Below are 12,849 nucleotides of genomic sequence, written 5' to 3'. Positions count from 1 at the left end.
ATTTGTCTTAAAGCGATAAAGGTGCGAGCCAGTCAGTAATATGGCAGTGGCGTATTCATATTTGCGGTAATGGTGCAGCGAACCAAATGAGACAATTCTCAAAGTCGTGCGGTCTTTGTCTGGCTAGTATTCGCGGATGCAGAAATTCTCAGTCAACGCAAAGTTTGTGAGCGGGCGTCCTGCTTGAAAGATTATTCAGACTTTCGCTATTAACGACTGATAGAAAGAGGTTCCAGGTTTGTGAACACGCTTCGTATATTGGTCTTGGAAGATCACGCCTTTCAGCGCACGGCGGCAGTCAGTGCGCTTAATAGTCTGGGGTACAAAAATATCTTTCAGGCGGCTGACGGCAAGGATGCGCTGGCTGTGATATCCCAGGCTGGAGGCGTGGACGTTGCATTGTGTGACTTGAGCATGGCCGGGATGGATGGTTTGACGTTCTTGCGCCTGGCGAGAGAGGCCGGTTTGATTCGTGCAGTGATCATCTGCAGTTCACTGCCTGAAGACTTGTTGCGCACGGTTGACCGGATTGTCACGTTGCAGGGGCTGGAATTGCTTGGCAGTGTCGGCAAGCCTCTGATGGTCGATGTGCTGGGGCCATTGTTGGCGCGTTATCGGCCGCACACTCCGGGCGATGCCAAAGTGGTGGAAAGTCATCTCGATCAGCCTTCGGAGAACGAAGTGCTCGAAGCGATACGCCGTCAGGAATTTCGCGCCTATTTCCAGCCCAAGTTTCATCTGCGCAGTGGTGAGGTGGATGGCGCCGAGGTGCTGGTGCGATGGCAGAGCCCCAGTCGCGGCTTGCTCTCGCCAGGCATGTTCTTGCCGACGATCGAGCGTTGCGGTCTGCTCGATGAGATGTTTTTCAGCCTGCTCACGCAAGGCTTGAGTCTGCAGCGCTTCGTCCAGTCTCACGGCAAGCCGTTCAAGCTGGCGTTCAATCTCGACGTGACGCAGATGGCCAATCCGAATCTTGTCGACCGGATCAAGGCGCTGTTGCGCATCCATGGCGCCTCGCCAGCTGGGCTCATTTTCGAGCTCACGGAAACCGGCCTGCTGCAGATGCCCGAGATCAGCATGGAAAACATGGTGCGTCTGCGCATGCTCGGCTTCAGTCTGGCAATCGATGATTTCGGTGTCGGCTATTCTTCACTTGAGCGGCTGTGCCAGATGCCGTTCAACGAAATTAAACTCGACGCCGGCTTCGTGCAGAATTTCCATCAGGCGCGCTACAGCGCGGTCATCCACGGGGCGTTGGCCCTGGCGCGGGAATTGGACATGCGCGTGGTGGCAGAGGGTATTGAAACCGCAGATCAGGTTCAGCATCTGGCGCGGCTTGGTTGTCAGTGGGGGCAGGGCTTCTTCTATGCTCGCCCGATGAATTGGGCGCATTTGGTCGACTGGCGTTTCGAGGGTCAGAAGTCATCCTGGCGCCGCGCAATAGGCACATTCGATCGTTGATGCAAGCGGCATTCTGACTTTTGGGACAAAGCCCTATTTCGTCACGCCTTTAAAACACTCATCATGTGCCGAGAAATCAATCAGATGCACCTGAATGCTTCGGTGATGCCCGGGATTTGCTGCGGTTGCCAAGTGCTGATGGTCCTCCAACACTCTTCATCATGGAGCTGTTCATGCATTGGTCAGTCGTGAATCCGTTACGCGTTGCCATCCTTGATGATCACTCGCTCATACGTCTGGCGATGAAATCGCGGCTGACGCGCGAAGCCGAGTTCAGTGTCGTAGGTGTGTATGGCAGCAGCGCGCAGTTGCTCGCCGGATTGCGCGAAATCGACATTGACCTGCTGATACTCGATTACAAACTGCACGATGGGGAGCTGGACGGGCTCAATCTGATCCGCCTGCTGCGCAAGCAATATCCGGGCATGCGCATCCTCGTCTCTTCCTCAGAAGAGCGCCCGGCAGTGGTGAACATGGCGGTCGGGGCGGGCGTCAGTGGATTCTTCGGCAAGTCACAGTCGGTCGATGACCTGATTACTGCCATTCGCTGTGCAGCGTCCGGCCAGTTGTACCTGTCTCCCACCATGGCCTTTGAGCTTGACGTGTTGCCAGCATCGATCGAAGAGCCCGCCGGTGCCAAAGACGAGAGCTCGGCGCACAGCGACGATTTCCTCAGTAATCCTCTGCTGTCACCTAAAGAGAAAGAAGTCTTGCGCTGTTGTCTCGAGGGGATGGGGGTGACGCAGATTGCCTTGAAGTTCTCGCGCAGTCGCAAAACCATCAGTGGGCAAAAACAGGCCGCTTTCAAAAAGCTTGGCATTCGTGGTGACGCAGAGCTGTTCAAGTTGCAGCACAGCCTGACAGCCGACAACCAGGGATAACACGCTTATGTTTCATCTGTTGCGCGGTGTTTTGCTAATCAGTGTGCTTTTCGTATTCAGTAGTGGTGTGTTGTTGGCAGCAGAGCCGCGCACCTTGCAGGTGTTCGGTCGCTCGGACTGCAAGGAGCTGCAAGTCGATCTGGCCAATGAAGACTGGAGTTGGCTGCGGCAAAAGCGCAGCCTGATATTGGGTTCTGCGCTTCCGGATTTCCCGCCTTATGTCATGACCGCCAGCGGTACGCGCTATGAGGGGATTGCCGCCGATATCGCGTGCATTATCGGTCAGGCACTGCATGTTGAGATTACCGTCAAGGCTTACCCTGACCGGCGTGACGCCATGGCCGCACTTGAGCGCGGTGACATTGACATGTTGGGCAGTTCCAACAGTTTCGAATTGATCGATGGCCTCGTCACGCTCAGCAAACCTTATGTCGAAGACGTGCCGGCGATGTTCATGCGCGGCGATGATCGACGACCGATGCCGGCCAATCTGGCCGGTTTGCGTATTGCGGTTGCCGACGATTACCTGCCTTCCAGTCAATTACACGCGTTATACCCCAACGCCGAATTCGTGCTTTTTCCATCGAACGAGTTGGCACTGGCTGCGCTGGCTTTTGGCAAGGTCGACCTGTTTCTCGGCGATACGGTGTCGAGCAATTACCTGATCAACCTCAACTACTTCAACTATGTGCGGCTGCACTCTTTCGTCAAAACCCAAACCAGCGGTTTCAGCTTTGCCTTGCGCCGGGGCAACGACCAATTGCTGCGTCTGATCGATTCGACCCTCGAGTCGCTGGGTGATGCGAAGATTGCCGAAATTACCAAGCGCTGGTCGGGCGGCGGCGGGGCGCTGACGCCCAAACGCATTGACCTGACACCCGGCGAAGCACGTTGGCTTGAGCTGCATCCGGTCGCGCGGTTCGTGATCAATGACGATCAGGCACCGTTTGCATTCTTTGATGGTGACGGCAACTTTGGCGGGATCGGCGCTGATCTGCTCGAGCTCATCCAGCGGCGTACCGGCTTGCAGATCAATGTCGAGCGCACCGACAGCTTTTCCAGTCTGAGCACGCGTCTGCTGGATGGCAGCGCGGATATTTCTCTGCTGACACCAACGGTCTCGCGGGAAGTCGGCATGCGTTTCACTCATCCGTTCCTTGCCAGCCCCTTTGTGATCGTCACCACCAAGGACGCAGGCGCGCCTTCAAGCCTGCAGGAGCTGCGCGGCAAGCGCGTCGCAGTGCCCGAAAGTTCGGCTGAGCGTGAGCTGCTCAAGGACTACCCCGACATCGAGATCGTTGATAACGAAACAGTTCTGGGCGCCTTGGCTGACGTGAAGGACGGTCGAGCGGACGCGATGATTACCACGTTGCACAGTGCGCGCTACTACATCGCCCACATCTACAGCGACAGCTTGCGTATCTCCAACATCGTCGGCATGAACAAAGGCTTCCTCGCTTTCGCCGCGCGGCGTGCCGATACCGAACTGGTCAGCATTCTGAACAAGGCGCTGCTGAGCATTCCGCCGGATGAGCTGGACGTAATTCTCAACAGGTGGCGTCCCATTGCAGCGTTTTCGGGTTTGTCGTGGCGCGATTACAAGGCGCTGATCTACCAGATCAGCGCTGGCGCGTTCCTGATTATCCTGGGATCGCTGGCGTGGAATTTCTATATTCGCCGGCAGATCCGCGAACGCAGCCGGGCAGAGCGCTTGCTGGGCGATCAGTTGAAGTTCATGGGCGCGTTGATCAACGGCACGCCGCATCCCATCTACGTACGTGATCGTGAAGGTCGGCTTGTCACCTGCAATAATAATTATCTGCAAACATTTGGCCTGCTGGAAAAGGACGTGATCGGCAAGACCGTGCTCGAAAGCGGCAAGCGCAATCGTCAGGAGGCGTTGCAATTTCACGACGACTACCTGCGCGTCATCGAGCAGGACGAACCTTACGAGGTGGATCGCACGCTGCATGTCGGTGATACGCGGCTGATCATTTACCACTGGATCCAGCCGTATCACGACACGGCGGGTGAAGTCAGAGGCGTGATCTGCGGCTGGATCGATATCAGCGAACGCCGTGAACTCATCGAGGAGTTGCGTTCGGCGAAAGAGCTGGCTGACGAGTCGAGCCGCGCCAAAACCACGTTCCTGGCGACCATGAGCCACGAAATCCGTACGCCGATGAGCGCCGTGATCGGCATGCTCGAACTTACCCTCAAGCGTGCCGAGCAGGGACACTTCGATCGGCCGGCGATTGAAGTGGCATACGACTCGGCAAAAGGTCTGCTGGAACTGATCGGCGATATCCTCGATGTGGTACGCATCGAATCGGGCCATGTCAGCCTTTCGCCGAAACGTGCCAACCTGCGCGAATTGGTCGAATCCGTGGCGCGGGTGTTCGACGGCTTGGCCAGGCAGAAGAGTCTGGTGCTGAAGCTCGACATCGACGCCACTGTCGGCTGTGACGTATTGGTTGATCCGATGCGCTTCCAGCAGGTGCTCTCGAACCTGGTGGGCAACGCGATCAAGTTTACCGACACCGGTCATGTCAGCGTCTCGATTCGCGGCCAACGTCTCGCTGACGAACGCTTACAGGTCGACCTCAAGGTCGAGGACACCGGTATCGGCATTTCCAGCGCCGATCTGCAGAATCTGTTCCAGCCGTTTTCCCAAGCCAATCATGGTCCCTCCAGCAGAGGCGGCACCGGTCTGGGACTGGCGATCTCCCGTTCATTGTGCGAATTGATGGGCGGGCGGCTGAACATTACCAGTACGCTTGGCAAAGGCACCTGCCTGGAAGTGTCGCTCTTCTTCAATATTCTCAGCCCGCTTGGCGGCAAAGTGCTGCCTGTTTCGGTTGTTCAGGACAAACCGGTACCGACACTCAGGATTCTCGTAGTCGATGACCAGAGCGCCAACCGCCTGCTGTTGACGCAGCAGCTGAGTTTCCTTGGCCAGGCGGTGCGTGATGCCGCCGACGGTGCCCAGGCATTGGCGCTGTGGCGCTCGGAGCCGTTCGACATTGTGATCACGGACTGCAACATGCCGGTCATGAACGGCTATGAGCTGGCCCGCACCATTCGCCAGGACGAACGCGAAAGTGGTGGATCGCCGTGCATCGTACTGGGCTTCACGGCCAACGCGCAGCCGGAAGAAAAAGTGAAATGCCGGGAGGCCGGGATGGATGATTGCCTGTTCAAACCGATCAGTCTCGGCACCTTGTCGATCATGCTTGCAGGCTGGGAAAAAAATGTTGAAACCCAGCCATTTGAAAGCCCGCCTGCGGCGACTATCAAGGAGCTGGGTTCGATTCGCGAGCGTCTTGACGAGCTCACCGGGGGCGATCTCGACATGATGAAAGAACTTCTGCGCGAGGCGCTGTCGAGTTGCGAAAAGGATCTGGAGGAGTTGCATTCGCTAATACCCGAAAGCGATCCCGGGCTGTTGGCTGACCTGGCGCACCGCATCAAGGGGGCGGCGCGCATTGTTGCCGAGCATCAGGTCATTGAGGCGTGTAACGAGCTTGAGGCCGAGTGCGAGGCGCCTGTTATCGATCCGCTGGACCTCAATCGCAGTGCATTGAAGCTGGAGCATGCACAGGCTGATCTGATCAAGAAAATCAAACGGATCGAGCTGTAAACGTATCGGCTCATGACCATCCGACTGGCCTTGCATTGAAGCTGACGTTAAAGATCATTTTGCAGCGGGCGATACCTTGGTTAATAACCATGGAGTTTCGCGATGATCATTCGACGTCCTTTATTGATTGCCTGCCTTTGCCTGCTCGGTTTTGACACCGTCAGCGCAGCCCAGTCTGCGCCGGTCAGCGGAGTGATTCGCTTCAGCGGTCGAATTGTCGAGGCAAGTTGCATTGCGAGTGGCGCCAGCCATTCTTCTGTCGAGTTGCTTGATTGCCCCCAGGCAAGCACCGGGCAGATTTTTACCGTGAACAACGTCAGTGCGGCAGGGCGAGGTGAGTCGCGCCAGCAGGTGTTTGTGAAGGTGATTGCCGATACTCATGAGCAGGACGATTATTACGACCAGCGCTTGCTGCTCACGGACAACAAGGGTCACCAGATAACGAGCGGTAATTACGTAGTGACGATGACGCTGCCTTGATGGCTTGGAAAGAATGAGTCTGCGCCCCTTGTTTCAAGGTTACTGACAAAAAGGGGCGTTAATAATGAGAATTGTCTGGTTCGCACAGAACCGTCCCGCGCTTCTGGCTCGTCGCGACTCCCCTGCGTTGCAAAATCCCTCCTTCAACACTTTCTGAGCCAGACCATGCGCCGATCGCGTGGGCTGTCGTCAAGGTGTGGCTTTTTATCATCTATCCCTGCGTTCATTTTTGAGACAAGTCTCATATCAGGCAGGTTGGCCCTTGGTTATTTTCTTGAAAGGAAGAATGGAGCTGCCAAAGGTGTCCGATGTTTCTTGAAAATAACCGCAGTCGATCCTTGCGGATCCTGATCGCCGACAGCGACGTGCGAAGAGGCCAGTCGATCGAACAGCAGTTCAATAAGCTGGGCTGTCTCAGCGTCTTGAACGTTTGCACTTATCGTGACCTGAAAATACTGACGTATTACTGCCCTCAACGGTTGAGCCTGGTCGTCGTCAATGCTGAGTTGCTCAGCGAAATGGCGATGGATCCGCTCGACTTTTTCGGGGAAAACCCGCTGATTCGTCATCTGCTGATTTTCAATCCCAACGATGATCACCAGTGGTCGAAGACCTTCTTCAACCCGCATCCGCAACGCTGGATGCGCCTGGTCTCGAAAATCAATCTGCCGCGACTGGCAGATTTTCTGATGCTGGCCGACCCGGCGCTCAAGGAAATTGCGGAGCCGGCCTCGACCAACTCCACACTCTCTCCGTGCGCCAACCGCTAGCTACCGCACCTTCCCGCGTTGATCCAGGTATGCGCCGAGGCGCTATACCGCAGCGCCGCTCTGCTGCCCACTCGTTTACCCCATTGTCTTGAATACACTCTAAGGTAAGGCATCATGCTGCTTCGTAAACTCAATCTCGCGCCGCGTTCGGCGCTGTGTTTCGGCTTGTTCTGTCTCATGATTATCGCGATCGGATTGATCGCTCTGCAGCAAGTCGACTTGCTCAACAAGGCAGAAACGTACGTCGAGACGACGATCGTGCCGAGTATCAAGCTGCTCGGCCAACTCGATCGAGAGTTCGTCGAAATCAAGGGCAACAACGCTCGCTTGCGCAATCCCATTGAAACGAGTGAGCGCAAAGCGCAGGCCCTGATTGACATCCAGCAGTCGCGTCAGATGATCAAAAATCATCAGCGTGCGCTCATTGACCTGCTGGCGACTGACGCCGGGCGCGAGGCGTTCGAGGAGTTTGCCAAAGCACAGAAGGTCAACGATCAGGCGCAGGATCAATACCTTGAAACAGTGGCGAACGGGCAGCTTGAAGCGGCCATTGCGCTGTCCAGGAATCAGATGCGTGCGGCGTCGGATGGCGTACAGGTCGCGCTCAAGAAGTTGATTGCTCTCAACGAGATAGAAGCTTATGAGGCGGGCAAGCAGGCCGACAATGTCTATGAGCACACGCTGTTGATCGTCAGTGTGTTCATTCTCATCGCGATCGGTGCTTCGTTGGCCCTGGCCGTGTTGTATACCCGCAGCCTGACGGTACCCATTGCAGGCTCGCTAAGGGTGGCCGAATGCATCGCCGCCAATGATTTGAGCGAAACCATTGCGCTGGATGGCTCCGATGAGGCGGCGCAAATGCTGTCGTCATTGGCGGCGATGCAAACCAGTCTGCGAGATGCCTTGATCATGATCCGTGATTCGTCCACGCAGTTGGCCGAGACCTCGGAGGTCATGCACGGCGTCACTGAAGATATCTCGCGTATCACTCAACGTCAGAGCCATGAAATCGAAATGGCCGCCACCGCCGTCACTGAAATGAGTGCAGCGGTGGAGCAGGTTGCAGACAACGCCGCATCGACCTCGCAGCTGACGTCGGAATCAAGCGCGGCAGCCATTGCCGGTCGAAGTCAGGTCAGCGACACGGTAGCCGCAATCAACCTGATGGTGTCCAGCGTGCACAGCACCTCGGCTGAGGTGCAGGCGCTATCGACCATGGCGAGCGATATCAGCAGCGTGCTGGACGTTATCCGAGAGGTTGCCGAACAAACCAATCTGCTTGCCTTGAACGCAGCGATCGAAGCGGCGCGGGCGGGGGAGGCGGGTCGCGGTTTTGCCGTGGTTGCCGATGAGGTGAGAGGGCTGGCGCAGCGTACTCAGAAGTCGACCGAGGACATCGAGTCCATGGTCAGCTCCATTCAGTCGGGCACCAGCCGCGCAGTTTCCTCCATGAGCCACACCCGCGATCAGGCCGAGAGAACGCTCGAAATGGCCAATATCGCCGGCGAAGTGCTGACCGACATCACTGGCTCGCTGAATCTCATCAACGAGCGAAACCTGCTGATGGCAACCGCAGCAGAAGAGCAGGCTCAGGTTGCGCGTGAAGTGGATCGCAGCCTGATCAGCATTCGCGACCTTTCGTGTGAAACCGCTGAGGGATCGAAACAGACCGCAGTCGCATCGGCGGAGCTGTCGCAATTGGCGGCGTCGCTGAACAAATTGACCAAGGAATTCAAACTTTAATCAGTAAACGTAAAGCCCTGGCTACCAGGGCTTTTTGATCAGCGCTCGATCGGCGCAGCAAAGTCTTGCGCATGGGGTGCAGAGTCAGTTTGTGCTGGCGATGCGGTTTGTGCTGTCAACTGCTCAATGCAGCTGGCGAGTTGTTTTTCATAGCTTTCAAGTACCGCTTCGGCTTCAGCTTCGCGCTCATCACGCAGGCGGAAGAAATCGTCGCGATTGAGTTGGTCCGCAACAAGTCGGATGTTTTGCTCGATGATCGCGCACAGTGAATCTTCATCCTCTAACGCCGCGCTGGTCAGGGCTGCCTGTCGGTTGTTTTCGAGTTCGGTTTTTGCGTGCTCAGCGGCCTTCGCCTGTTCCTTTGCGCTAAGCAGGTCGGCTTCCAAAACCTGTTTCTGTTCCGCCAGGCGCTTCAGTTCTGCGCTCATCGACTGGATTGCATCGGCGCGCTGGGTGAGTTGGACCTCCTGTTGTTGCACCACAGCCTTCAGTGGAAACAGTTCATTGAGTTGGTAGCCGGCGACCACAGTCATGGCGATCAGTGCCAGCGCAAGAATGGTCAGGCAGTAGATGGCGGCGTTGCTCTGGGGTTTTGAGCTATTGAGGGTATCGAGGGCTCTCACGGAATCGTTTCTCCTATCAAGAGTAGACAGTGTAATAACCTCGATTCGCTGGGCCTTTAAGACGAGTCTTAAATTGTGCTCTATTTGCGTATGTCGATAACGGCTAACATTTGTTAAAGAATTCGCAGAAGGTTTATTGTTTAAACCGACTATCTAAAGTTTCTTGTGGGTCCATGAGAATTGTCTTGTTTGCGAATAAATAAACTTTTTGCTCAAGCTCCTTTTTTTCATTATCGTCTGCTGCCGCTTTGGTGGCGTTACTGCTGATAGTTTACGCAATCGTCCGCCATTCAATTGTTTGCAAACACGGCGAGTCCAGAGAGATTGCTATGAAGTTTTCCCATGTTTTAATTGTCGGTTTTTTGTATTTACTGCCATTTAACGCAATGGCTGCAATTTGCGAATTTTATCCCGACCATTCCAAGGGCAGTGTCAGGGTGGTGCTTCCAGCCACGATCTCGGTGCCTCGTGACACGCCCAACGGCACGGTTATCTATGAAAGCCCGATCGTGACCCTGGGCGCCATACCCAGCTCATTCAGGTGCTCTGCGGTACACAACGAAGGTGTACGCAATACTGTCGGCGTTACTCAGCCGGGCGCGGAGATTTTTCCTATCGGAAATACCGGAATCGGCTGGCAATGGGTCCGACCGCCATCGGGGAAAGCGTGGAAAGGCTTTCCAGGAACTACCGACACTGCTGGCGGTTGGGGTTGGAATGGTTCTGAGCACATCTTGCGTTTTGTAAAGACGGGAACTATTTCCGGCAGTGCGACGATACCCTCAGGCCAACTTGGGACCTTCGTCGCTGCAGAGATCGAGCCTCTGGCAATGAATACAAATGGCACGCGGATCGTCTCGCAGTCTTGTGAAACACCTGATGTGAAAGTGGATATGGGCAGCTACACCATGAGCGATTTTTTGCAGAACGGTGATTATGCGAAGGAGAAATACTTCTTTCTTGATATGAAAAACTGTCCTCCCGGAATCAATAACTTCAGGTACTCCTTTTCGCCCACTGCGGGCAGCCCTGCATGGAGCGCTGATACCGGCGTGGTACACCTCAACAGTAATTCCACTGCCAAAGGGCTGGCATTGCAAATGCGCTTCAGTGACAGGACGATACTCAAGCTGAACCAGAATTACATAATGAAAGCGCCAACATCGAGCGGCGGTAATGCATCCGTTTCCTTGCAAGCCCGCTTCGTGCGCATCGAGCCTTCCAATGCGCAAATGCGAGCGGGCGATGCCAATGCCGAAATTGCCTTTGTCGTCGAGTATCTATGAGCCCAACAGCCTCTTTACCTCAGCCACAATCACCGCAATATCAAACGGCTTGGGCACCACCACATCAAACAGATCCGAACGCTGCATGCCGATGTGCGCTTGCGCGCCACTCATGAGAATGATCGGCAAGTGTTTGACGGACGGCTGGGCACGCACGGCTTCGGCGAATTCGAGGCCGTCCATGACCGGCATCATGAAGTCAGTGATGACCAGGGCTGGACGTTCTCTTTCCAGCACTTCGAGAGCCTTCTTGCCATTGCTCGCGGTCACAGTCATGAAGCCCTCATCCTCAAGCGCAAAGCCAAGAATGTCAGCAATCAGATACTCGTCGTCGACTACCAGAATGGTGGTCATGTTATTTCAACCCGCTTGAAGACTTACGAAATTGAACCAGGCAATGACTCAGCTGCGACTGAAGGTTCATTTTTCAAAGCCTTTTCCAGGAACACATCTTGATCGCGTACAACCACCTCGAACCGCGACGGGTTGTAGGAGCTATCGCGTACCTTAAGAATGGAAAGCGTCCTGCGAAGTTCAGCGTGATTTTCAAAGAACCGCATGAGGATCAGGTTGTCGACAATACTGGACAGGTCAGAGTTCGGTGCGCTGACCTCGGAGCCGAACAAATCGCGCATTTCCCAGGAGGCAAAGACCGTCACGCCTCTGGACCGCAGTTCGTTCATCAATGCACTGAAAAAGTCGGTGATGCGTTCCGGTGTGGTTGACACCCGTGTCATGCCGCTCAGGCTATCGATGAACAGGCGCTTGATGCCTCTCTCATCGACCAGGCTCAGCAGGCGTGCGCCGAGGCCATCGAGCAAACCCTCCGTTGTTGGCTGCCAGGCAATGCTCAATGCGCCGCTGTGTTCCATGTGTTCGATATCAATGCCCAGCGAACGGCCTTTCAGGCGCAGGCGCTGCGGGCTTTCATAGAAACCGAAATGCAGGCCAGGCGCTTCGGCCGTAGATTGCGCGAGAAACTTCAGGCCCAGCGTGGTTTTGCCGATGCCGGAAGGACCCATGACCAGCGTGACGCTGGAGCTGTGCAAGCCGCCACCGAAAATCTCGTCGAGCGACGCAATGCCGCTTGGAATGCGCGTCATGTCCGCGCTGTCAGGGGCGGAAGGGCGCTTGTAAAGACTTTCGAGGCGCGGATAGACGACCAGGCCGTTATCGGTGATTTCACATTCGTGAAGACCGGTCAACGCGCCGCTGCCGCGAGTCTTGCGCAAATGAATGCGGCGCACCGAACGGGTACCGAACAGCTCTTCACCCATTTCGATGACGCCGTCGACCATCGTATGCTCGGGGCTGCCGTCGTCCAGGCGCGAGCTGGTCAGGAACAGCACGGTGCAACCGGCAAATGCGGCATGGCCTTGCAGTTCAGAGATGAATTTTTTCGTGTCGATCGGCGAGTCGGCTTTGGAGCGTGCATTGAGCAGGCCGTCGACGACCATGACGGTCGCCTTCTGCCGGGTGATTTCGCGTCGCAGCAGCTTCACGACTTCATCGAGGCCTTCGTTTTCCAGCGTATCGAATGCGCTGACAAACTGAATTTCCGCGCCGACTCGCGAGGCGTCGAAGAAACTCATGGTCGACAGAAACTGGAACAGACGGTCGTGGGACTCGGCCAGCAACGTGGCGACCAGCACACGACCGCCATTACGGGCATGGTGAAACCCTAGCTGGTTGGCAAGGATGGTCTTGCCGGAGCCCGGACGCCCTTGAATGATGTACGAGGCACCGGCGACAAAGCCCCCCTGAAGCAGCGCGTCGAGCCCTTCGATCCCGCTTTGAAGGCGTTTTAGCTTTTCCACAATGCGACCCTGATCTGAATAAACAGGCTTGTTAAGCCGGATGGATGAAATGCTAACGCCAATTTGAATTCGGGGCCATTGCGGTGAAGGCAAAGTAGCTTGGAAATTGACGGCTGGAGAGTGGCTGCGAGCGATCGAAGAATAGGGA

At 55.7% G+C, this 12,849-nt stretch carries 10 protein-coding genes; 7 read left to right on the top strand and 3 right to left on the bottom strand.

The features are described from left to right. Positions 1–240 precede the first annotated feature (240 nt). From ND528_RS26560 to ND528_RS26535, 6 genes are all read left to right on the top strand, one after another. Positions 241–1,461 (top strand): EAL domain-containing response regulator, encoded by a 1,221-nt coding sequence (locus ND528_RS26560; protein WP_263471589.1) that lies wholly within the window; start codon positions 241–243, stop codon positions 1,459–1,461. Between the two features lie 173 nt (positions 1,462–1,634). Then, complete coding sequence (locus tag ND528_RS26555; RefSeq protein ID WP_122603605.1) at positions 1,635–2,342, top strand: response regulator transcription factor; 708 nt, start codon at positions 1,635–1,637, stop codon at positions 2,340–2,342. A gap of 7 nt (positions 2,343–2,349) precedes the next feature. After that, the gene (locus tag ND528_RS26550; protein ID WP_122507243.1) at positions 2,350–5,982 is read left to right on the top strand and encodes a transporter substrate-binding domain-containing protein; all 3,633 of its coding nucleotides are present in this window, start codon (positions 2,350–2,352) and stop codon (positions 5,980–5,982) included. 102 nt (positions 5,983–6,084) lie between these two features. Further along, positions 6,085–6,462 (top strand): type 1 fimbrial protein, encoded by a 378-nt coding sequence (locus ND528_RS26545; RefSeq protein ID WP_016774580.1) that lies wholly within the window; start codon positions 6,085–6,087, stop codon positions 6,460–6,462. 308 nt (positions 6,463–6,770) lie between these two features. Further along, complete coding sequence (locus tag ND528_RS26540; RefSeq protein WP_073474637.1) at positions 6,771–7,232, top strand: hypothetical protein; 462 nt, start codon at positions 6,771–6,773, stop codon at positions 7,230–7,232. 114 nt (positions 7,233–7,346) lie between these two features. Beyond that, positions 7,347–8,975, top strand: a complete 1,629-nt coding sequence (locus ND528_RS26535; protein ID WP_263471588.1) for a methyl-accepting chemotaxis protein — start codon at positions 7,347–7,349, stop codon at positions 8,973–8,975. Positions 8,976–9,013: 38 nt separating this feature from the next. Here the strand turns inward: ND528_RS26535 and ND528_RS26530 are convergent, their stop codons facing one another. Next, entirely contained in the window at positions 9,014–9,598 is a 585-nt protein-coding gene (locus tag ND528_RS26530; RefSeq protein ID WP_056785683.1) for a hypothetical protein, read from the bottom strand. 329 nt (positions 9,599–9,927) lie between these two features. Here ND528_RS26530 and ND528_RS26525 point away from each other — a divergent pair, with 329 nt between their 5' ends. Then, a complete protein-coding gene (locus tag ND528_RS26525; protein WP_130909798.1) occupies positions 9,928–10,884 on the top strand; it encodes a fimbrial protein in 957 nt (318 codons plus the stop codon). Here ND528_RS26525 and ND528_RS26520 read toward each other — a convergent pair. Together ND528_RS26520 and ND528_RS26515 are read right to left on the bottom strand one after the other, a co-directional pair. Next, positions 10,879–11,238, bottom strand: coding sequence for a response regulator (locus ND528_RS26520; RefSeq protein ID WP_016774585.1), 360 nt, complete (start codon positions 11,236–11,238; stop codon positions 10,879–10,881). The two genes, ND528_RS26525 and ND528_RS26520, sit on opposite strands and share 6 nt — an antisense overlap. A gap of 23 nt (positions 11,239–11,261) precedes the next feature. Then, positions 11,262–12,701 (bottom strand): ATPase domain-containing protein, encoded by a 1,440-nt coding sequence (locus ND528_RS26515; RefSeq protein ID WP_263471619.1) that lies wholly within the window; start codon positions 12,699–12,701, stop codon positions 11,262–11,264. Between the last annotated feature and the right edge of the window lie 148 nt (positions 12,702–12,849).

This window comes from Pseudomonas mercuritolerans, from assembly GCF_025706525.1.
Taxonomy (GTDB): domain Bacteria; phylum Pseudomonadota; class Gammaproteobacteria; order Pseudomonadales; family Pseudomonadaceae; genus Aquipseudomonas; species Aquipseudomonas mercuritolerans.
This window is presented reverse-complemented; position numbering and strand designations above follow the sequence as displayed.